23 protein-coding genes and 1 pseudogene are annotated in these 19,137 nt (G+C 70.1%); 11 read left to right on the plus strand and 13 right to left on the minus strand.

All coding sequences use genetic code 11. The features are described from left to right. The first annotated feature begins 15 nt into the window (after window positions 1–15). On the plus strand, window positions 16–1,839 hold the full coding sequence (locus ACN27J_RS29845; RefSeq protein ID WP_421371329.1) for a hypothetical protein: 1,824 nt from the start codon (window positions 16–18) through the stop codon (window positions 1,837–1,839). Next, complete coding sequence (locus tag ACN27J_RS29850; protein ID WP_421371331.1) at window positions 1,809–2,567, plus strand: CHAT domain-containing protein; 759 nt, start codon at window positions 1,809–1,811, stop codon at window positions 2,565–2,567. The genes ACN27J_RS29845 and ACN27J_RS29850 overlap by 31 nt, the downstream gene beginning before the upstream one ends. A gap of 30 nt (window positions 2,568–2,597) precedes the next feature. Here ACN27J_RS29850 and ACN27J_RS29855 read toward each other — a convergent pair whose 3' ends face one another. Then, window positions 2,598–3,005: a VOC family protein gene (locus ACN27J_RS29855; protein ID WP_421371333.1), complete on the minus strand. Its 408-nt coding sequence runs from the start codon at window positions 3,003–3,005 to the stop codon at window positions 2,598–2,600. A gap of 3 nt (window positions 3,006–3,008) precedes the next feature. Then, the gene (locus tag ACN27J_RS29860) at window positions 3,009–4,139 is read right to left on the minus strand and encodes a LacI family DNA-binding transcriptional regulator (RefSeq protein WP_421371335.1); all 1,131 of its coding nucleotides are present in this window, start codon (window positions 4,137–4,139) and stop codon (window positions 3,009–3,011) included. 172 nt (window positions 4,140–4,311) lie between these two features. On the opposite strand from ACN27J_RS29860, the gene ACN27J_RS29865 reads away from it, so the two are divergent. The 3 genes from ACN27J_RS29865 to ACN27J_RS29875 all read left to right on the plus strand — a co-directional run bounded on the left by ACN27J_RS29865 (window position 4,312) and on the right by ACN27J_RS29875 (window position 8,037). Beyond that, the gene (locus tag ACN27J_RS29865) at window positions 4,312–5,694 is read left to right on the plus strand and encodes a PHB depolymerase family esterase (RefSeq protein WP_421371336.1); all 1,383 of its coding nucleotides are present in this window, start codon (window positions 4,312–4,314) and stop codon (window positions 5,692–5,694) included. 68 nt (window positions 5,695–5,762) lie between these two features. Continuing rightward, window positions 5,763–6,929 (plus strand): Gfo/Idh/MocA family protein, encoded by a 1,167-nt coding sequence (locus ACN27J_RS29870; protein WP_421371338.1) that lies wholly within the window; start codon window positions 5,763–5,765, stop codon window positions 6,927–6,929. 13 nt (window positions 6,930–6,942) lie between these two features. Then, window positions 6,943–8,037 (plus strand): Gfo/Idh/MocA family protein, encoded by a 1,095-nt coding sequence (locus ACN27J_RS29875; protein WP_421371340.1) that lies wholly within the window; start codon window positions 6,943–6,945, stop codon window positions 8,035–8,037. Window positions 8,038–8,149: 112 nt separating this feature from the next. On the opposite strand, the gene ACN27J_RS29880 is transcribed toward ACN27J_RS29875, so the two are convergent. From ACN27J_RS29880 to ACN27J_RS29910, 7 genes are all read right to left on the minus strand, one after another. Then, window positions 8,150–9,106, minus strand: a complete 957-nt coding sequence (locus ACN27J_RS29880) for a DUF559 domain-containing protein (protein ID WP_421371342.1) — start codon at window positions 9,104–9,106, stop codon at window positions 8,150–8,152. A 266-nt stretch (window positions 9,107–9,372) separates the two neighbouring features. Beyond that, window positions 9,373–9,693 (minus strand): hypothetical protein, encoded by a 321-nt coding sequence (locus ACN27J_RS29885; protein ID WP_421371344.1) that lies wholly within the window; start codon window positions 9,691–9,693, stop codon window positions 9,373–9,375. Further along, window positions 9,690–10,517 (minus strand): hypothetical protein, encoded by an 828-nt coding sequence (locus ACN27J_RS29890; RefSeq protein WP_421371346.1) that lies wholly within the window; start codon window positions 10,515–10,517, stop codon window positions 9,690–9,692. The genes ACN27J_RS29885 and ACN27J_RS29890 overlap by 4 nt, the downstream gene beginning before the upstream one ends. Before the next feature lie 255 nt (window positions 10,518–10,772). After that, complete coding sequence (locus ACN27J_RS29895) at window positions 10,773–10,988, minus strand: flavin reductase (protein ID WP_421371349.1); 216 nt, start codon at window positions 10,986–10,988, stop codon at window positions 10,773–10,775. Continuing rightward, window positions 10,985–11,188 (minus strand): hypothetical protein, encoded by a 204-nt coding sequence (locus ACN27J_RS29900; protein WP_421371351.1) that lies wholly within the window; start codon window positions 11,186–11,188, stop codon window positions 10,985–10,987. The genes ACN27J_RS29895 and ACN27J_RS29900 overlap by 4 nt, the downstream gene beginning before the upstream one ends. Further along, the gene (locus ACN27J_RS29905) at window positions 11,181–11,423 is read right to left on the minus strand and encodes a hypothetical protein (RefSeq protein WP_421371353.1); all 243 of its coding nucleotides are present in this window, start codon (window positions 11,421–11,423) and stop codon (window positions 11,181–11,183) included. Before ACN27J_RS29905 ends, ACN27J_RS29900 begins: the two co-directional genes overlap by 8 nt. Further along, the gene (locus ACN27J_RS29910; RefSeq protein ID WP_421371355.1) at window positions 11,420–11,743 is read right to left on the minus strand and encodes a DivIVA domain-containing protein; all 324 of its coding nucleotides are present in this window, start codon (window positions 11,741–11,743) and stop codon (window positions 11,420–11,422) included. Before ACN27J_RS29910 ends, ACN27J_RS29905 begins: the two co-directional genes overlap by 4 nt. 126 nt (window positions 11,744–11,869) lie before the next feature. On the opposite strand from ACN27J_RS29910, the gene ACN27J_RS29915 reads away from it, so the two are divergent. Continuing rightward, window positions 11,870–12,271 (plus strand): GntR family transcriptional regulator, encoded by a 402-nt coding sequence (locus ACN27J_RS29915; protein WP_421371356.1) that lies wholly within the window; start codon window positions 11,870–11,872, stop codon window positions 12,269–12,271. A 52-nt stretch (window positions 12,272–12,323) separates the two neighbouring features. Here the strand turns inward: ACN27J_RS29915 and ACN27J_RS29920 are convergent, their stop codons facing one another. The 4 genes from ACN27J_RS29920 to ACN27J_RS29935 form a co-directional block, all read right to left on the minus strand. Then, window positions 12,324–12,785, minus strand: a complete 462-nt coding sequence (locus tag ACN27J_RS29920; RefSeq protein WP_421371359.1) for a type II toxin-antitoxin system VapC family toxin — start codon at window positions 12,783–12,785, stop codon at window positions 12,324–12,326. Then, window positions 12,769–13,596, minus strand: coding sequence for a hypothetical protein (locus ACN27J_RS29925; RefSeq protein ID WP_421371361.1), 828 nt, complete (start codon window positions 13,594–13,596; stop codon window positions 12,769–12,771). Before ACN27J_RS29925 ends, ACN27J_RS29920 begins: the two co-directional genes overlap by 17 nt. Before the next feature lie 64 nt (window positions 13,597–13,660). Then, window positions 13,661–13,867, minus strand: coding sequence for a hypothetical protein (locus ACN27J_RS29930; RefSeq protein ID WP_421371364.1), 207 nt, complete (start codon window positions 13,865–13,867; stop codon window positions 13,661–13,663). Between the two features lie 2 nt (window positions 13,868–13,869). Then, window positions 13,870–14,166: a hypothetical protein gene (locus ACN27J_RS29935; protein ID WP_421372691.1), complete on the minus strand. Its 297-nt coding sequence runs from the start codon at window positions 14,164–14,166 to the stop codon at window positions 13,870–13,872. Here ACN27J_RS29935 and ACN27J_RS29940 point away from each other — a divergent pair. From ACN27J_RS29940 to ACN27J_RS29960, 5 genes and pseudogenes are all read left to right on the plus strand, one after another. Continuing rightward, window positions 14,062–14,488: pseudogene (locus tag ACN27J_RS29940) on the plus strand (CHAT domain-containing protein). The gene ACN27J_RS29935 and the pseudogene ACN27J_RS29940 overlap by 105 nt on opposite strands. A gap of 222 nt (window positions 14,489–14,710) precedes the next feature. Further along, window positions 14,711–15,316, plus strand: a complete 606-nt coding sequence (locus ACN27J_RS29945; protein WP_416597632.1) for a DUF4956 domain-containing protein — start codon at window positions 14,711–14,713, stop codon at window positions 15,314–15,316. Continuing rightward, window positions 15,313–16,173, plus strand: a complete 861-nt coding sequence (locus tag ACN27J_RS29950; protein ID WP_421371366.1) for a polyphosphate polymerase domain-containing protein — start codon at window positions 15,313–15,315, stop codon at window positions 16,171–16,173. The genes ACN27J_RS29945 and ACN27J_RS29950 overlap by 4 nt, the downstream gene beginning before the upstream one ends. Next, the gene (locus ACN27J_RS29955) at window positions 16,164–18,365 is read left to right on the plus strand and encodes a CotH kinase family protein (protein ID WP_421371368.1); all 2,202 of its coding nucleotides are present in this window, start codon (window positions 16,164–16,166) and stop codon (window positions 18,363–18,365) included. The genes ACN27J_RS29950 and ACN27J_RS29955 overlap by 10 nt, the downstream gene beginning before the upstream one ends. A 175-nt stretch (window positions 18,366–18,540) precedes the next feature. Continuing rightward, complete coding sequence (locus tag ACN27J_RS29960; RefSeq protein ID WP_278167532.1) at window positions 18,541–18,960, plus strand: cold-shock protein; 420 nt, start codon at window positions 18,541–18,543, stop codon at window positions 18,958–18,960. The last annotated feature ends 177 nt before the right edge of the window (window positions 18,961–19,137 follow it).

Genomic DNA, 19,137 nt, shown 5'->3' on the forward strand with positions numbered 1-19,137 from the left:
AGAGTGAGGACCACGGTGTCGACGTACGACGAGGTCATCGCCGGACTGCAGGCGAAGCTGGCAGCCCGGTCCGGGCCGGAGCGGAGAAACGTGTTGCGTGAGCTGGCCGCCGCCCACATCGGTCGGTACCGGCTCAGCCCGGGAAACCCGGCGGGGCTGCCCGATCTGACCGCCGCCATCGACGCCTGGCGGGAGATCTACACGAGTCTGGAGTCCGACGATCCGCAACGCCATCCGTACGCCGGGGTGCTCGGGCTGTACCTCACGGTTCGTGACCGGGCGCACACCCGTTCCTCGGTCGATCGAAAACAGGCGATCGGGTTCCTGGAGGAGGCGCTCAGCTACCCGCAGCAGTCGCCGACCGCGCTGGCGATGTACCGGTTCAGCCTGGCGCAGTACTACCTGATCGAGACGATGAACCAGTTCGACGCCGCGCAACGGGGCGGGTCGGCCTTCCGGACCGGGGCTTCGCCTGAGTCCAGGGCCGTGGCCCGGCGTACCGTCGAACTGCTGCGTCTCGCCGAGGAGGAACTGGGCGGAGCGAACGAGCAACTCGCCTCCGCTGTCACGCCGTTGCTGACGACGGCGCAGGCGTGGTGGGACCTGCTGGAGTCCCTGGGTTCCGGCTTCGGCGGCATCGACTTTCCCCGGATGGCGCGGGCGATGGCCGCAGTGCAGCAGTTGAACAACGACGTCCTGTCGGGGCCGGGTGGATTGCCCGCCGGGTCGACCGGCAGGGGGCCGGCTCATACCGCCGGCGGCCATCTGGCCGACCCGTGGCCGTCGGTGGCGGACCTGCTGTCCCAGGTCTCGCCGCGGGACTTCCCGACGCTGGTGGTACGGGGCGAGGTCGACGACAAGCCGCTTACGGCACCGCCCGTGCAGCCGATGCCCGTCGCGGTCGTCGACCTCGCCGCACTGCGGCGGGAGCTGCTGGCGACGCTGGCCGGCGCATCGGCCGACCCTGCGGGGGAGTCGGAGCCGGCGGCCGCCGGGCCGGTGCAGGACGAGGCCGGGCTGTTGCCGGACGAGGCCGGAACGACGCAGGACGACGGCGTGGCGGAGCTGCTGGCGTCACTGTGGCACGCGGACGGTCCGCTGCCGGCGACAACCGTGATCGACCGGGCGGTGGCGTTGGCGACCACCCTGGTCGGCGAAGGGGAGCCCGAACCGGCGGTCGCCGCAGTCGACCGTCTGCTACTGGCCACCACGCTGCTTCTGCGGGACCGCGACGACGACGGCGGTGGTTGGGGCGAGACCCTCCGCTCCGGCGACGTCCATGCTGGCACCGACCTGCGGGGGGCGGCCGGACATCTGCTGGCGGCCACGGCCGGCCTGTCGTCCGGACACCCGCTCGCCGCGCTTGTCCCGCAGGCGTTGGGCGTGCTTCTCGATCGGCGTGGCTTGCTGCCCGGCGTGCTCGGGTCCGCTGACCTGATGCCCGCCGTCGACGCGGTCCGGGCTGCGGAGCCGCCATCGGTCGGTGCCGTCGCCGCAGCGGCCCGCGATCTCGGAGCCGACCTGCTGGTGCAGCTCTGCCTGCTGCCGGCTGGGGCCCGGCCCGGCGTACCCCGGGTGGGGCTGCTCCTGCTGCATCCGCAGCCGGCCCGGGTCGACCTGGTCGGTCCGGTGCCACTTCCCGGCCGACCTGACGGCCTGCCGGGCGGCGAGTTCGGTGCCTGCCTGCGGGCGGCCCTCGGCGAGCGGACCGCACCGGGACGGGTGCTGCTGGTGGTCCCCGACGAGCTGGCCCGGCACGCGTGGTCGGCGGTGCGCGACGAGGCCGGCACCTCGTCGCGGACCTCACGATGTCGTACGTCGCATCCGGCCGACAGGTGATCGAGTTGGCCGGGCGGCGGCAGTTGCCGGCCACCCGCACCCCGGTCTTTGTCGCCAACCCCCGGGGCGACCGGGAATGGGCGAGTGTCGAGGCGATGGAGCTGCGCCGGATGTTCCACCCACGGTCCGTCGGGTTGGGCCGGGTCGTCGAGCAGTCGGACGGGGTGGGTACACCGGCCGAGCTTCTCGCCTGGCTGCCCGGCCCGGACGGTCCCGGGGCGGGGTTGCTGCAGCTCGACTGCGGCCTGGTTGACGTCCCGGCGGGCGTCGGCAGCGCCCCCGCGTTGGAGCTCGGGACAGCCGAGGAGCCGGCCGAGCTCACCGCCGAAAGCATCCGGCAGCATGGGCGACGCCGGCCGGTGGGCTCGCCCGGCGGTGTGGCGGTCCTGCCGGCCGCCGCTGACCCCGGTGCGGCGATCCGGTTGGCGGACACGTTGCTGGCCGCCGGGCTGACCGGGGTGATCGGCTGGTCGTGGCCGGTGCCGCGGCCGGTGGCGGCGCTGATGCTCGTCGTCCTGCACAGCAAGCTAATCGACGAGCGGCTGCCGGCGGCCGAGGCGGTCACTGCGGTACGGCGGTGGATGCTCGACCCCGACCGGCGTGGCCCGGTGGCCGGGGCGGCGGGGCACGCCGCGACCATGGCCGGAACCGATTTCACCGATCCGGTCTTCTGGGCGGCCATGTGGCATCGCGGCTCGATCCGGGTGCCGGACGAGTCGCAGCGGTAGCTCGCCGGCGGGAGTCAGCCCCGGCGGGGGTCATCCTCGGCTGGAGATCTGCTGCACGGCCCAGCCGTTGCCGTCCGGGTCGGTGAAGTAGAAGAAGCCGACGTTGTCCAGCGGGTCGGGGACCGGATGCGGATTCTCGCCGAGGACCTGGATGTCACTGACCGCGACACCGCGTCCGCTGAGCTCGGCGTGCGCGGCCTTGAGGTCGGCGACGACGAGCTGCAGACCACGGAGCGAACCAGGCGGCATGTCCGGTACGGCGCCCTTGCCGATCACCACGGAGCAGCCCGACCCGGGCGGAGTCAGTTGGATGACCCGTACCTCGTCGTTGATCTTCGTGTCGTGGTCGACGGCGAAGCCGAGCTGTCCGGCGTAGAAGTCCTTGGCCCGGTCGAGGTCCGCGACCGGGACCACGACCACCTCGAGTGTCCAGTTCACGTGTCACCTTCCGGTCGATGGCGCGGCGGTGCTGCCCCGGACGACGAGAGTAGTGCCGATCTCCACCCGGTGTTGCGGCAACACACCACCGCTGGCCAGCGCGAGCACCATTCCGGCGGCGGTAGACGCCATCTCGGTCAGCGGCTGGCGCACGGTGGTCAGCGGCGGGCAGCACCAGCGGGCGTTGTCGATGTCGTCGAAGCCGACCACGCTCAGGTCCTGCGGGATGCGTAGGCCGAGCCGCCAGGCAGCACTGTAGACGCCGAGGGCCTGCAGGTCGTTTCCGCAGATCACCGCCGTCGGCCGGTCGGGCCGGTCGAGCAGGTCCCGGCCGTGCGTCTCGCCGTCCTCGTAGAAGAACCGGCCGCTGCGGACCAGGTGGTCGTCCAGCCGCACGCCGACGGAGTCCATCGCCGCCCGGCAGCCCTCCAGCCGGGCGCGGGCGCCGAGCATGTTGAGCGGGCCGCTGATCACGGCGATCCGGCGGTGCCCGAGGTCGAGCAGATGGCGGGTCGCGGTGATGCCGCCGTTCCAGTTGGTGGCGCCGACCGACGGGGTCGGGTGGGCCGGTTCGCCGACCGGGTCCAGGGCGACCAGGGGGATGGCGCTGGCGGCCAGTTGGGCGTGCTGCTCCGGAGTGAACGCGGAGTAGACGGCGATCACCCCGACCGGTCGGCGGGCCAGCAACTGCTCGGCCCAGGACCGGCCCGGTTCGGTGCGGCCCTGCACCTCGGTGAACCCGACGGCGAGCTCGTTGGTCCGGGCGACCAGCTCCACCCCACGCAGGATCTCGATCGCCAGGTGGCTCTCGAGTTGATAGAAGACGACCTCGATGCCGGCGGTCGGGGAGGCCGAGCCGGGCCGCTGGTAGCCGTGCTCGCGGACCAGTGCCTCGATTCGGCGGCGGGTCTCCAGGGCCACTCCGGACCGTCCGTTGAGCACCTTCGAGACGGTGGGTTTCGAGACGCCGGCCAGCTCGGCGATCGTCGCGACGGAGAGATCGCCACGGCGGCGTCCACGTCGCTGACCTTCCGGCGGCCTGCCGGTCGCCGGTGGGTGGTCCGGGTGGGTGGGGGCGTGGTCCACGACCGATTCGCCAACCTTCCGCTTGATCTGGGGCATCGCCCGGCTCATGCTACGGAGTGTCGAAGCGTTTCTATGCACATGTCTCGATGTTGGTTCGACGCCGACCTTGAATCTCGAACCGTTTCTATCGATACTAGTAACTGTTTCGAGCCGGAGTAAAGCGGGAGCTTGGGCAGCCCCGCGTCAGACCCCAATTCTGCGTGCGTTCCGGAGGAACCACATGAGACTCATGGCCAAGATGCTGGCCGCCACCGCCGCAACCGTCACCGCCGCGGCGGCCGCACTGACCTTCGCGGCACCCGCTTCGGCGGCCACCCTGACCGAGGTCACCAACTTCGGCACCAACCCCAGCAACCTGCGCATGTACCTGTACGTGCCGGACCGGGTGGCGCCCCGTCCGGCGATCCTGGTCGCGATGCACTACTGCACCGGCACCGGCCCGGCGTTCTACTCCGGCACCCAGTACGCGTCCCTGGCCGACCGGTACGGCTACATCGTCATCTACCCGTCGGTCACCCGCAGCAGCCAGTGCTTCGACGTCTACTCTCCGCAGGCGTTGACTCGCGGCGGCGGGAGTGACCCGGTCGGCATCCGGTCGATGATCAGCTACGTGGAGCAGCGCTACAACGCCGACCCGGACCGGATCTTCGCCACCGGTACGTCCTCCGGCGCGATGATGACCAACGTGATGCTCGGCGTCTACCCGGACGTCTTCGCCGCCGGCGCGTCCTTCGCCGGGGTGCCGTTCACCTGCTTCGCCACCACCGGCGGTTCCGAGTGGAACAGCCAGTGCTCCGGTGGGCAGATCGTCCGTACCCCCCAGCAGTGGGGCGACGCGGTCCGCAACAGCCTGCCCGGCTACTCCGGCCCGTGGCCCCGGATGCAGATCTGGCACGGCACCAACGACGACACGCTGCGCTACCCGAACTTCGCCGAGCAGATCAAGCAGTGGACCAACGTGCACGGGCTGAGCCAGACCCCGACGTACACCGACAGCCCGCAGGGCAACTACACCCGCACCCGGTACGGTAGCTCCGGCCCGATGGCCCCGGTCGAGGCGATCAGCATGCAGGGTGTCGGGCACAACCTGCCGGTCGACGCCGCCCAGGTGATCCGCTTCTTCGGTCTCGACGGCACCGCTCCGCCGACGACGGCCCCGCCGACGACCGCGCCACCGACCACGGCACCGCCCACCACGGCACCGCCCACCACCGCGCCACCGACCACGGCCCCGCCGACGACCGCGCCACCCACCACCGCGCCGCCGACCACCCCGCCGCCGTCCGGGGCCTGCCGGGTCACCTACGGGGTGAACGCGTGGAACAACGGGCTGGTCGCCTCGGTGACCATCGCCAACACCGGCAGCAGTGCGATCAACGGCTGGTCCCTGGCGTTCACCCTGCCGTCCGGGCAGACCATCATCTCCGGCTGGAACGCGACGTACTCGCCGACCAGCGGCGCGGTGACCGCCCGCAACATGTCCTACAACGCCACCATCCCGCCGAACGGCTCACAGAGCATCGGCTTCCAGGCCACCCACTCCGGCAACAGTGGTAGGCCCAGCTCGTTCACCCTGAACGGCACCCCCTGCGCCGTCGCCTGACGTGCGCCACGGTGGTGGGGCGTCCGACCGGGCGGACGCCCCACCACCCGTACGCGATGGAGGACGGCATGCTCAAGGTGGGAATCATCGGTGCGGGCGGCATCGCCGGTACGCACATCGCCGGGTACCAGGAGTTCGGGGAGGACTGCCGGATCACCGCCGTCTGCGACGTGACCCCGGCGAAGGCGCAGGACCGCAGAACGACCTTCGATCTCACCGACGCCCGCGTCTACGACGATGCCGGGGCCCTGCTCACCGCCGAGGAGTTGGACCTGGTCAGCATCGCGACACCGCCGTCGACGCACGCCGACCTCACGATCGCGGCCCTACGTGCGGGCGTCAACGTCCTGGTGGAGAAGCCGATGGCTCCGTCGTTGCAGGAGTGCGACGCGATGATCTCGGCCGCGGCGGAGTCGGGCAAGCTGCTGTCGGTCGTCGCGCAGAATCGGTTCCGCGACGACATGGCCACCTTGAAGGCGGTGCTGGACTCTGGTCTGATCGGGCCCGTGTCACACGTGCAAGTCAACTCGTCCTGGTGGCGGGGCCGGCCGTACTACGACCTGTGGTGGCGGGGGACCTGGACGTCCGAGGGCGGTGGCTGCACCCTCAACCACGCCATCCACCACATCGACCTGACCATGTGGATGATGGGCCGCCCGTCGGCGGTCACCGCGATGCTGGTCAACTCGCAGCACGACAACGCCGAGGTCGAGGACCTGTCCGTCGCGATCCTGCAGTACGACCGGGCGCTGGCCCAGCTCACCAGCTCGGTGGTGCACCACGGCGAAGAACAGGAAATCGTCGTTCAGGGCGCGTACGCCCGGGTTTCCCAGCCGTGGCGGGCGGTGGCCGAGACCAGTGCCGCGAACGGATTCCCCACCCCGGGTGGCAACCCGGACCTGCTCGCCGACCTCGATGCTCTCGCGCAGGCGCACCGGCCGCTGGCACATGTCGGGCATACTGGCCAGATCGGCGACGTCCTGCGTGCGGTCCGCGACGGGGTGGCACCTGCGGTGAGCGGCACCGACGGACGCAACGCGGTCGAGCTGGTCACCGCGATCTACGAGTCGGGGATCGAACGCCGGCCGGTGACCCTCCCGCTGTCTCCGGACGATCCCTACTATCAGCGCGGCACCCTGGTACGGCGTGCGCCGCGGTTCTTCGAAAAGACCGCCACGGTGCGGGACCTGCCCGGTGCCATCACCGTCGGCGGCACTGCCGCCCACGACAACTAAAGGAGACCGACACGTGACGACGGTCAGTGGGGCGACGTACGCTCCGGATCCCGTGCCGACCCCGGTGGTGGCACCGGGGGAGTTCGTCTTCGCCGCGGTCGGCCTCAACCACGGGCACATCTACGGCATGAGTACCGGCCTGCTCGGTGCCGGCGCCACCCTCAAATGGGTGTACGACCCCGACCCGGCCAAGGTCGACGCGTACCGCCAGCGGTTTCCGCAGGCGCGGGTGGCGCGTGACGAGGCGGAGATCCTCGACGACGACACGGTCCACCTGGTGGCCGGTGCCGCCGTCACCTCGCAACGGTGCGCCCTCGGCCTGCGGGTCATCGCGGCCGGCAAGGACTACTTCACCGACAAGGCCCCGCTCACCACCCTGGAACAGCTGGCCGACGCGCGCGAGGCGACCGCGCGCACCGGACGCAAGTACGCGGTCTACTACTCGGAGCGGATCCACGTGGAGGCGGCGGTGCTGGCGGGTCAGCTCGTCCGCCGGGGTGCCATCGGCCGGGTGGTGCAGGTCATGGGCCTGGGGCCGCACCGCCTGTCCGCCGCCAGCCGCCCGGACTGGTTCTTCGTCAAGGAGAAGTACGGCGGCATCCTCTGCGACATCGGCAGCCACAACGTCGAACAGATGCTGTACTTCACCGGCTCGACCGACGCCGAGATCAGCCACTCCACCGTCGGCAACTTCAACCACCCGCAGTACCCGGAGCTCGACGACTTCGGCGAGCTGAGCCTGGTGCTGAACAGCACCGCGACCGGCTACTGCCGGGTCGACTGGTTCACCCCCGACGGGCTGCGCACCTGGGGTGACGGGCGGACCTTCATCCTCGGCACCGACGGCTATATTGAGCTGCGCAAGTACGTCAACGTGGCGACCGACTCCGACTCCGGCCCCGGTCACGTCTTCCTCGTCGACGGCACGGGCGAGCATCACCTGGTCGCCGCCGGTCAGGTCGGCTATCCGTACTTCGGCCAGCTGATCCTCGACTGCCTGCACCGGACCGAGAACGCCATGACCCAGGCTCACGCGTTCAAGGCGGCGGAGCTGAGCATCCGTGCCCAGCTACAGGCCAGGGTGATCCGCCACGTCGCGGACCGCTGACGTTCGGGCCACCGGAGGCGGTCGAGTCGGTGTCACGATGTGAGGCTGGGATACCTAACCCGGCTCGGGTTAGGTATCCCAGCCTCACACCGTGGGGGGAGGGCAGCGGCGGTCAGCTTCGTTCGGCAATGGCCTGCCGGACAGTTCGGACTAGTTGGTCCTTTTGTCGGAGTACGTCGTCTGCCGTGAACCGCAGCACCAGCCAGCCGGCTGCCCGCAGCGCGTTCAAGCGACCCACGTCGCGGCGGAACGTCGCCCGCTCCCGATGGTGATCACCTTCGTACTCGATGGCGATCCGCCACTGCGGATAGGCCAGATCGACCCGGGCCAGGAGACGCCCGCGCCGCCTCGCGTCAGTTGCCGCTGCGCCAGTTCTGGCGTCCGGCGTCAGATCAGAGGCGGGGAGTCGGATCTCGTACTGCGGCGTCGGGCGGGGCAGGCCGGCATCGTGCAGCAGCAGGCGCAGCCGTGACTCCATCGGCGACTCGCTCAGCGCCTCGACGAGGGGCAGGAGTTCCCGTACCCGCCGCACGCCGGGCAGGCCGGCGTGGAAGTCGACGTAGCGTGCCAGTGCTTCGCGGCGCAGCACCCGGCTGTGCAGTAGCGCGTCTACGGCGGCCAGCGCGTCGGCGCGCGGCAGCGATCTGGCCAGGTCGAACGCCGTACGGACCTCGGTGGTCAGCGGTATCCCGCCGAACAGCCGTGTCACGTCCTCGCGGCCGAGCGACCGGTGGACGACGGCCAACCGCGGGTGGGGGCCGGGCCGCGCCGAGCGGGGCAAGGTGACGTGCACCGGGCTGCGGCGCGGCAGCAGGTCGACACCCCAGAGGTACGCGGCGCTCAGGCCGCTGACCGCGCCGCCCGCAGGCATCTTCACCGCCGCCGCCTCGCACCACATCCGGTGGTCGCCATCGTCGAACGCTGCTGCTTGGACGTACACGTCGGCAAAGAGCCGACGCCAGGCGGGGCCGGTCAGACTGCGTTTGGTGAGCAGCCCGGCGGCTACCGCGTCGCTGCCAGAGAACGGCCGCAGGCGCAACTCGCGAGGAATCCGGGCGACACGGGGCATCGGACTACTGTGCTATCAGCGTTCGCGCTTTGCTGTCCCGGCGACGGGTTTCGTCACCGATCCGACTGCACGCCACGATGTGAGGCTGAGATACCTTATCCAGCAGGAATAACGTATCTCAGCCTCACATCGTGATGGGAACCCCTCACGCTGCTCGATGGCCAGCTGGCGTAGCCGCTGCCACAGCGCCAGACGATCCCCGCCCAGGCGGTTTGGCGCCGAGGAGAGCGGTGACCCTCGCGTGGAACTACAGAAAGACTGTAGTTTCACGCGACCCCGTCGCACGAAACTACAGTTGATGGATGATGATCTGGGGCGCTCTCCGGGCGCTCGACCGTCCCGAAGTCGCCCTCCGGCTCGCTGCTGATGATCTCCAGCAGTGCCGGGTCGCGGTATATCTCCGCCGTATGCCGCCACTGCGTGAGCAGAGTGGCCGTTGAGTCGAGCGTTGCCAGCGTTCCTCCGTCCCGAGCCAGGGCGCCCAACTCCCCAAGCAGTTGCTCGACATCGGAGTCCGGCAGGTACTTCGCCCAGGGCGGCATCTCCGCGAGATCCCGCCGAGCATCGCCAAGGGGTTTCGGTGTCACCTGCTCGCTCCTTCCCGTGAACGCACCGCGAGTGTGCCGAGCGTCAGCACCACGGTCGCTGCCACGGCAGCCAGCACCAACGCCATGGCTGGCTGGTCACGCAGAACCGGGTAGTCGAGCATTGACATGAACGCCTCGTCATAGCCGATTTGCGTCGTCGCCAGCAACGCCGCCACGGCCGCCAGCAGCACCACCGCCCGGCGGCGTACGGCAACCGGCAACGCCGACACCGCGACGAGACTGAACAGCACCACCAGGGCCAGAGCGCCGAACCCGATGCGCGTCACTGGAATGGTGCTGATCGCCACGGTGTCGCCGAACCGATCCGCCACCAGCGGCGCGCCAGCGGCGCTGAGCGATGCACACAGCCCCATCGCGGCCGCTGCGGTCCAGAACCGACCCGGAAGCGGTCGTTGCTCGCGGCCATCACGGGCGGCAAGCAGCAGCGACCCGCACAGCGGGACGGCGACGACCACGGCGAGCAGGAGGTGCCAACCGGGTGCCGCATGGTCGCGTACCCCGGTGGCCAGCAGCGCCAGCTCGGCCAGTACGGCGGCGCCCGCCCCGAGAGCGGCGGACGTACGCCAGCCGGCGACCAGTACCGCGACCAGCAGCGCCCAGCCGGCCAGCCGGGCGGTGCCGATCGGGCCGATGATGGTGGTCGGGGCCTGCTCGGCGAAGCGCCACGACCAGGCGGCGGCCTCGACGACGGGACGGGCCTGGCGGGCCAGCACCAGCACAGCGGCCAGGGTGCCGACAGCGGCCGCTGCCGCCGGCCACGTTCCAGCGAAGCTCGCGGCGCGGGCGGCGGACACTCGTCGCACGATCGCAGCCTGGGCCACGTCGACCACCTTCTTTCCGCTGGTGTGCGGCCGGGCCGCCTCACCTGGCGGCGGCTCTCCGGATGAGACGGTAGCGGGGCGGGGGCGGATCGGGGCGCTCGCGATGCTCGCGTTGGTGTTCGCGTACCTGGTTTTCCCAGGTCGCCTGGTCATGATCTGGGTCAGGCGGGATCCAGCGGTGGGAGCCGTCGTCGTAGTGCATCGGTTCGTCGCCGGGGCGCAGGATCGACATCGACATCACAGCCAGCCGAGGAAACGCCAGCGGAGGTCGCCGCCTTGCCCGGCCGGCAGGTCGGTCATGGCTTCGACCATGTTGCTGGCGAGGTAGACCGACAGCGAGACGCGGGCGTCGGCGTACTCTATCTTGAGCTGTTGCCGGCTGTCCGGGCACGGCCAGGCGTGGCCGCAGCCGGCGCAGGCCCAGCTGGGGCGCACGGGGACGTGCATGCTCATCCGGCGTCCTCCGGTGGGTCGGCTGCGACGACGTGGACGCCGAGGTCGCGGAGTCGGGTGAGTGCGACCTCGGTGCGCCAGCAGCGGCCGGTGGGGGTGAGCGGGTCGCCGCAGGCGCAGTCGCTGGCGCGCGGTGGGTGCCGGTCGACCAGCTCCGTCAGGTGGTCGATCTCGACCTGGCGGGGGACGGGGTCAGTCATCGGCCGGCGCGGTGCGGTCGCTGACCGGGTCGCCGCCGGCCGGGTCGGGGTCGAGGTCACCCCATACCCGGGTACGCAACGACGGGCGGTCGGTGGCCGACAGCGTGGTGTCGGCGAAGTCGACGACGTCGAGGTGGGCCAGCGAGTCCCGCAGCGCGGCGGCGAACCGGGCAGCGGCTTCGATGCTGGTGAGCCGGGTCGGCAGGTGGATGGTCCAGCGCGGTTCGTCGCTCACCAGTGACCTCCGTTGCCGCCAGTCTGGCGCTGGTGCTCCGAGCGGTAGACGCCAGCGGGCGGGTCGTTGAACCGGCAGCCGACGTGGCGTTGCCGCCACTGCCGCAGCCCTTCGCGCAGCCGGTCGGCCTCGGCCCGGTCGACGGCGGCCTGCCGGGTGAGCCGGTCCAGCTCGTCGGCGACCTGCCGCAGGTACGCGTACACCGCCGCCGGGTCCAGCCCACGCCACCGGCTGTCGAACTGCATCGCCCTGACCTGCCACGGCTCGACGAGTACGCCCTGCCGAGGCGCCACCCGCCCCCGTCTGCTCCGCTGCTCCACGACTTCTCCTTGTGGGTCAACCGTCATGTGCCTTGCGTCGAGCCGAAGCTCGCTCGTAGTCAAGGTACCAATGTCGGTACGTAGATACAATGAGACGTAGCCTCATCTACTACGTAGCGTGGCGTTGTGATCGACCCCAGCGCCGACCGGGCGGTGTTTCGCCAGCTCGCGGACCTGCTACGAAACCGGATACTGTCCGGCGAGCTGCGGCCCGGTGCGTCGTTGCCCAGTGAGCTTCGGATGGCTCAGGAGTATGGGTTGAGCCGTACGAGTGTCCGGCAGGCTGTTTCGATCCTGCGGTCCGAAGGTCTGGTCAGCGTGCAGCGGCCACGCGGCACGTTCGTCCGAGAGGCAGAGTTCACCGGCACTGTGACGCTCCGTAAGGGCGACACCGCCTTTGCCCGCATGCCCAGCCCAACCGAGCGTCGTGACCTGGACCTGTCGGAAGGCGTGCCGATCCTCGTGATCAGCCGTGCCGACGGCTCGACCGAGCTGTACGCCGCCGACCGCACCCGCGTCAGCAGGTAGGTCATCGCAACAGCCACTGGCTCCGGCGTCCGATCGGTCGGCTGCCCGCGCGTCATCGATCTGTGAAGAGATCCGGTCCGCCGTAAGTGTACGGCTCGTCGACCCAGACCCCGTCGACGCTCTGGCCCTGGGGAAACCCCTTGTCATAGGTCATCAAAGTCTCCGCCTGTCCGACAACTGCGGAGGCCAGATGGATCGCATCGGCGGGTTTCAGCTTGAAGCGCCATACCATATCTCTCGCCTTCAAAGCGACCTCGCGATCGAACTCGATCATGAGGAAGCGGGGGTTGTCGACGAGGGAGCGTGCCTGCTTGTCCTTGGCCGCGTCGAACGACGCCCTTCCCTGGCCGCGCACTTCCACCAGACTCAGCGGCGAGATCATGATCGTCAACTGGCCAGCGTCTGACAACGCCAGGAGGCGTTCGATCGGCTCGTATCCCGGATACCGAGTCAGGACATAGATCAAGCCGCAGGAATCAAGGTAGACGCTATCTGGCTTATCGGGCCTGCTCACGCACTTCCTCCAGGTAGGCGAGAGGACTTAGCCCACCGGTCAGGTCTGGGTCTGCGCCGACGAGTCCTAGTAAGGGGGGAGCATCCGCCACCGCCGGCAGGATTTCGATGCTAGTGGCCATCATCCCCAGGATCTGGCCTGCCGCGTTGCGCTTGATCCGACCACGGACCGCAGCGTTGTGCCCGAGTGCCTGCTTCGCGGGTTCGACGAGCTGCGGTGGTAGGTCAACTTTGATCCGGCCTTCTCCACGGGGCGACCAGAGACCAAGGAATGGTTTTGTGCGCACGCTCATCGAGTCGATCGAGCCAGACACCGAGCCGATTGACTCGCGGCGTACCCTCAGCGCCCGGTCGAGGTTGACCGAAGCGCGCCTGGTCACTGCAACGGTCTTGCTGACCTGCCCGTCAACGATGAGGGAGAGCTTCATCCCCGTGTCGGGCGTAGCCCCGAGGCGGCCGGCAAGCCGGCGCGCCGTGCGCGCCGCATTGACCCCCCATCCATCGGGCAGCAGCTCCGCACCTTCGACCTGCTCGAAGCCATCGACAGCGCGAACGTTCAGCGTGTCCAGCTCGTCGTAGGTTGCGCCCGGTCCTGGCTCCAGGGGAGCCAGCGCTGCTCGTACGCTTCCCAGCCCCAGCCGGGCAAAGGTCCAGGTGCTTCTCGGCACCCGCCGCTGACCGACGGGACGTCTCCGGTCTGCGTCTTCCAGGTCCGCGAGCAGGTCAAGTACCTCTTCCAGGCGTACCAGAGCTTGCCGAGCGTCCATGCCCCCGGTAGGGCCGCTCAGCGTCACGTCCAGCTCTGTGCGCACGGACCTAGCTTCCCATACGTGATCGGGCGATGTACGGACCGACATTGAGCTGTGGAGAACGCAGCTACGCGTCCTGCGGCGGCGGGGGCCGGGCGTCACCGGCGACGCCGGGGCGGCCGGGGCCCACCAGGTGGACCAGGGCGCCGGCGATCAGCAGCGCCAACGACACCCCGAGGGCGATCCTGGCCCGGTGCAGCCGGCCGCCTGCCCGGTTGGCCAGCGCCACCTGGTACGCCTCGACCGAGGCGTGCCGGTTGTGGATGTCGGCCAACGTCAGCGGGCCTTGCGCCAGGACTGGGCGCTGGCCCGTACCGCCGGTAGTGAATTGCGGGCGAGCTGCGCGGACGCCGCGCGATCTGCGTCGCTGACCGGTTCAGGCGCGGCCGCCGGCAGGTCGAGCTGGCCCGCACTCCGGGGCAGGCCGACCTGCCGGCGGTACGCACGGATCTGGCGGATCTGGCCCGGTTGCTGCCGCCACCCGCGTCGGACTGGTGGACCGGTGACCAGGTGACCCGTGCGCGCCTGCTGCCCGCGCTGGCCCGCTACCCGGTCCTGCACTTGGCCTGTCACGCCGTTCGGGACCGCACGGATCCGGCCCGGAGCGGCGTTGCACCTGTCGGCCTGCGAGACGGCGAGCGGCGACCACCTGCTCGCCGACGAGGCGCTGCGCCTGGCCGGTGTCGTCTCGCTGGTTGGGTACCGGGACGTGGTGGCGACCGGGTGGACGGTCCAGGACGGGTCAGCGGCGTGGGTCGCCGGGGCGTTCTACTCGGCCTGGCTGGCGCAGCTGCCGGTCGGGGTCGCGCTGCACCGGGCGGTCGAGGCGCTACGGGTGGGCTACCCGGCTGATCCGCTGCGCTGGGCGCCGTATCTGCACACCAGCGGTTCCTGACCAGCTCAGCGCGGCGGGGCCACTGGGCCGAACGGGCGCGGATCGGGTCACACCTGACCTACGGCATTGACGTACATCAATGTCATGGCTACCGTTTCGGAAGAGTTCCCGAAAGTTTACCGGAAGTTTTGAGGGTGTTCGGCTGCCGTACGCGCAATGCGCTGCCGCATGCGCCGATCCGCCGCCGCCCCCTCGACGGCGACCCCAGGAGGAACGAACGAGATGACGCAGCTCGTCCTGTTCGCGATCGACATCGGCGCCGTGGCGCTGCTCGTCTTCGGGCTCTACTTCCCGCGCCATCGTCGTCGGGACCTCGTCGTGGCCTACCTCGGGGTCAACGTCGGCGTCCTGGCGGTGGCGAGTGCGTTGAGCGCCAGCAACGTCGGCGCCGGGCTCGGCCTCGGGCTCGCGCTGTTCGGCGTACTGTCGATCATCCGCCTGCGCTCGACGGAGCTGGACCAGCACGAGGTCGCCTACTACTTCTCCGCCCTGGCGCTGGGCATCCTCGGCGCGTTGAGCACCACCTCGGTCTGGCTCAGCGCCGGACTGATGGCCCTCATCCTGGCGGTGATGTTCCTCGGCGACCACCCACGGCTGCTGCGGCACTACCGCCACCAGATCATGGTGCTCGACTCGGCGGTCACCGACCAGGTCGCCCTGATCGCGCAGCTGGAGCAACTGCTCGGCGCCCGGGTGCACGGCGCCACCATCCAACGGCTCGACCTGGTCAACGAGACGACCATCGTGGACGTACGGTACTCGCTGGCCGGGCGGCGGGCCGCTCCGGCCACGGCGGGTGCTCCGGCTGCGGCGGGAGCGGGCCGATGACGACGCTCGCGATCGCCGCCGCGCTCGGCGAGATGCCTCCGGTCGACCTGGCCGAGCTGATCGAGTGTGCCGCGTTGCAGACCCGGGTGGACCGCAAGTACGTCGTGCCGCTGACCGCACTGCCGTCGTTGCTGAGCCAGCTGCCCGCCGGCACCCGGGTGCTGGACATCGACGCGGAGCGGTCGTTCCGCTACGAGTCGGTCTACTTCGACACGCCCTGGCTGGCCAGCTACCACTGCGCCGCCTACCGCCGTCGTCGGCGGTTCAAGGTGCGCACCCGTACCTACCTCGACTCCGGCGACTGCTGGCTCGAAGTCAAGATCAACGGTGCCCGGGACAGCATCACCAAGCATCGACTGCCGTACCTGTCGCAGGACCGCGGCACGGTCGGTCCCGGCCGTGAGTTCGTCGACGAGGTGCTCTCCCGGGAGGCCATCCCGGCGGACGGCGACTTCGCCCCGACCCTGGTCACCAGCTACCGGCGCAGCACGCTGCTGCTGCCGGCCACCACCAGCCAGCGCTTCAGCCGGGTCACCATCGACACCGAGCTGTGCTGGCAGTGCGGGTCGGCGAGCCTGACGCTGCCGCAGGTCGCCGTCGTCGAGACGAAGTCGAGCGCGGCGGCTGCGGCCGCCGACCGGCTGCTGTGGCGCGGCGGCATCCGACCGATGCGCATCTCCAAGTACGCCACCGGCCTGGCCGCGCTACGGCCGGACCTGCCGGACGGCCCGTGGCGGCGCACCCTGCGTCGGCACTTCTGCGGCATCTCTGCGTCGTCAGGCCGGCCGCCGGGCTCGGCGACGCACCTGACGCCGACCGTCGTACGCCACATCGAACAGGAGGCATCGTGCGTCTGACCGTCCATAGCACCCGGGCCGCGACGGCGGCCGTCCGCGCCGTGGGAGTCGCGGTCGCGGCCACTCTGGTCGCCGGGCTGCTCGTCTCCCACTCACCGCCGGCCGGCGCCGAACCCGTCGCCGGCAGCGACCGGGGCACCGGCAGCGACCCGGGTGCAGCCAGCGACAGGACCGGCCGCGGACCGCTCGCCGTGGTCGACCAGATCGCGGCAGCCGACGCGGCCGAGGACCTGGTCGGCGACATCCAGTTCTCGGTGCCCAGCGGCACCTTCCAAGGCGAGGTCGCGGTGTCGTTGAGCACCACGGTCAGCGGCGCGCAGATCCGTTACACCACCAACGGCCAGCTGCCGACCGCACAGTCCACGCTCTACTCCGGGAACGCGCTGCGCTTCACCGGCACCACCCAGCTGCGGGCTCAGGCGTTCGTCGGCGGCGTGGCTTCCGGTGAACCCGGCACCGCGATGTACGTCGCCCGCGCCGTCACCACCAATCACGACCTGCCGGTGGTCGTCGTCGACACGTACGGTGCCGGCCTCCCCGCCCGAGAGTACTTCGACTCGTCCCTGATGATCTTCGACCCGGGCAGTGGTACGACGGCGCTGGACGGCGCCCCGGCGGTCGCCACCCGGGCCGGTTTCCGGCTGCGTGGCCAGTCGTCGTCGACGTTCGAGAAGACCCCGTACCGGATCGAGTTCTGGGACAACGACGACGATGACGCCGACTACCCGGTGCTCGGCATGCCCGCCCAGTCGGACTGGGTGCTGCGCGGCCCCTTCCCGGACAAGTCGCTGATCCGCGAGGCGCTCGTCTACGACCTGGGCCGGGAGATGGGTCTGTACGCCCCGCGCTACCGCTTCGTGGAGTTCTACCGGAACACCGACGCCACGCCGGTCGGTGACGACGACTACATGGGCGTCTACATGATCGTCGAGACGATCAAGAACTCGAAGGAGCGGCTCGACCTCAAGCAACTCGACGAGGACGACCTGACGCTGCCGAAGATCACCGGTGGCTACATCTGGAAGTTCGAGTGGATGGCCGCCGAGGAGCCGACGCTGCCCTGCACCGGGCCGGCCGCCACCTGCTGGAACTACCTGGAGGTAGCCGACCCTGACCCGTTGCAGCCCGAGCAGGCCGACTGGTTGCGCGGCTATCTGCAGGAATTCCACGATGTGCTGCGGGCACCCAACTTCGCCGACCCGGACACCGGCTACCGGGCGTACATCGAGGTCGGCACGTTCATCGACCAGATGATCCTCAACGAGCTCAGCCGGGAGATGGACGCGTACATCCGCAGCGCCTACTTCTACAAGGACCGCGACACGAAGATCTTCGCCGGGCCGCTGTGGGACTACGACCTGACCTTCGGCGTCGGTGGCTTCTTCCAGAACGACCAGACCGCCGGCTGGCAGTACCAGCAAACCCGCCAGCCGGTGGCGAACGACTGGTTCAACCAGTTGATGCGCGACCCGGCGTTCGTCAACGAGGTCCGGCTGCGCTGGCAGTCGTTGCGGCGCGGCCTGCTCTCCGACGCGTCGCTGCGGGCCCGGATCGACGCCCTGGCCGCACCGCTGACCAACGGTGCGCAGCGCAACTTCCAGCGGTGGCCGAACCTGACCTCACCGATGATCGGGTTCTTCTTCACCCCGACCGCGCCGACCTGGCGCGGCCAGGTCGACTACATGCGGGACTGGATGCTGCAGCGGGCGGCCTGGTTGGACTCCACGGCCGGCTGGGGCGGACCGACCACCACACCGCCGCCGACGACCGCACCCCCGACCACCCCGCCGCCGACGACGCCGCCCCCGACCACTCCGCCCCCGACGACGCCGCCCCCAACCACCCCACCGCCGCCCACGACCGCGCCGCCGCCGACCACGGCGCCCCCCGGATCGGCCTGTACGGCGACGTACTCGGTGACCAGCCAGTGGCCGGGCGGTTTCCAGGGTGAGGTGCGGGTGACCGCCGGGTCCGCACCGATCAGCAACTGGACGGTGAGCTGGACCTTCACCGACGGTCAGACGGTCAGCCAGGCGTGGAACGCCACCGTCACCAGCCAGGGGGCCTCAGTCACCGCCCGGAACGTGGCCTACAACGGGGCGCTCGGCCCTGGGGCGAGCACCAGCTTCGGCTTCCTGGGCTCGTGGAACGGCACCAACGGCACACCTGCGGTGAGTTGCACGGCGAGCTGACCGGGCCGGCACCCGTGTGACGATACGTACCCGGCATCCATGCCTGCGCTTGGTATGGTGCCGGGTACGTGTCGGTTGCGGTCGTGGTAGTGGTGGTCCGGGGTGCCGTGGTCTGGGGTGCCCATTGGTTGGGTGCCGTAGCGGTCGCGAACGGGGTCGGTGAGGAGGCTGCGGTATGGGTGCCGGCCGGGTGGTCAGGTTCGACGAGGGGCGTGGCTACGGTTTCATCGCCCCGGACGACGGTGGCGACGACGTCTTCGTGCACGCCGGTGAGCTCACGCAACGTGGCATCCGGGTGGCGACCGGCACCCGGGTGTCGTTCAAGGTGATCGACGGCGGTCGCGGTCCCAAGGCGTACGACGTCGAGATCATCGATGATGCCACCGCTCCCACCGGGGGCGTGGTCAGCCGGGCGGCGGGCACCTCCGGCGAGGGCGGCGACGACGAGCTCTGCGAGATCTTCTCCGAGCCGGAGTACCTGCAGCGGATCACTGAGCTGCTGCTGTCCGACGCGCCCTACCTCACCGGTGCGCAGATCGTCGAGTTGCGTGGCCACCTGCTGCGGTTCTCCCGCAAGTGTGGCTGGGTCGACTGACCATCTGGTCGCACTCCGCCGCCTGACGGCGTCCTCCGGCCTGCCCGGCCTGCCACCCTCCGGCCTGCCCGGCCTGCCACCTTCGCATCCAGGGTTGACTATGGCCTCCGGCGGCCATAGGTTCCAATCAACTTACGGAAGTATTCCGGAAACCACCGTCCTGGTTTCGGGGGCTTT

Origin of the sequence: Solwaraspora sp. WMMB762, assembly GCF_049179115.1 — a bacterium.
In the GTDB taxonomy this organism is placed as follows: Bacteria; Actinomycetota; Actinomycetes; order Mycobacteriales; family Micromonosporaceae; genus Micromonospora_E.

Bases quoted from the DNA above. Each gene is read 5' to 3' on its own strand.
- ACN27J_RS29945 (WP_416597632.1), top strand. From the start codon at position 14,711: ATGACGCAGCTCGTCCTGTTCGCGATCGACATCGGCGCCGTGGCGCTG.
- ACN27J_RS29850 (WP_421371331.1), top strand. From the start codon at position 1,809: ATGTCGTACGTCGCATCCGGCCGACAGGTGATCGAGTTGGCCGGGCGG.
- ACN27J_RS29870 (WP_421371338.1), top strand. From the start codon at position 5,763: ATGCTCAAGGTGGGAATCATCGGTGCGGGCGGCATCGCCGGTACGCAC.
- ACN27J_RS29865 (WP_421371336.1), top strand. From the start codon at position 4,312: ATGAGACTCATGGCCAAGATGCTGGCCGCCACCGCCGCAACCGTCACC.
- ACN27J_RS29860 (WP_421371335.1), bottom strand. From the start codon at position 4,139: ATGAGCCGGGCGATGCCCCAGATCAAGCGGAAGGTTGGCGAATCGGTC.
- ACN27J_RS29880 (WP_421371342.1), bottom strand. From the start codon at position 9,106: ATGCCCCGTGTCGCCCGGATTCCTCGCGAGTTGCGCCTGCGGCCGTTC.
- ACN27J_RS29950 (WP_421371366.1), top strand. From the start codon at position 15,313: ATGACGACGCTCGCGATCGCCGCCGCGCTCGGCGAGATGCCTCCGGTC.
- ACN27J_RS29895 (WP_421371349.1), bottom strand. From the start codon at position 10,988: ATGAGCATGCACGTCCCCGTGCGCCCCAGCTGGGCCTGCGCCGGCTGC.
- ACN27J_RS29900 (WP_421371351.1), bottom strand. From the start codon at position 11,188: ATGACTGACCCCGTCCCCCGCCAGGTCGAGATCGACCACCTGACGGAG.
- ACN27J_RS29960 (WP_278167532.1), top strand. From the start codon at position 18,541: ATGGGTGCCGGCCGGGTGGTCAGGTTCGACGAGGGGCGTGGCTACGGT.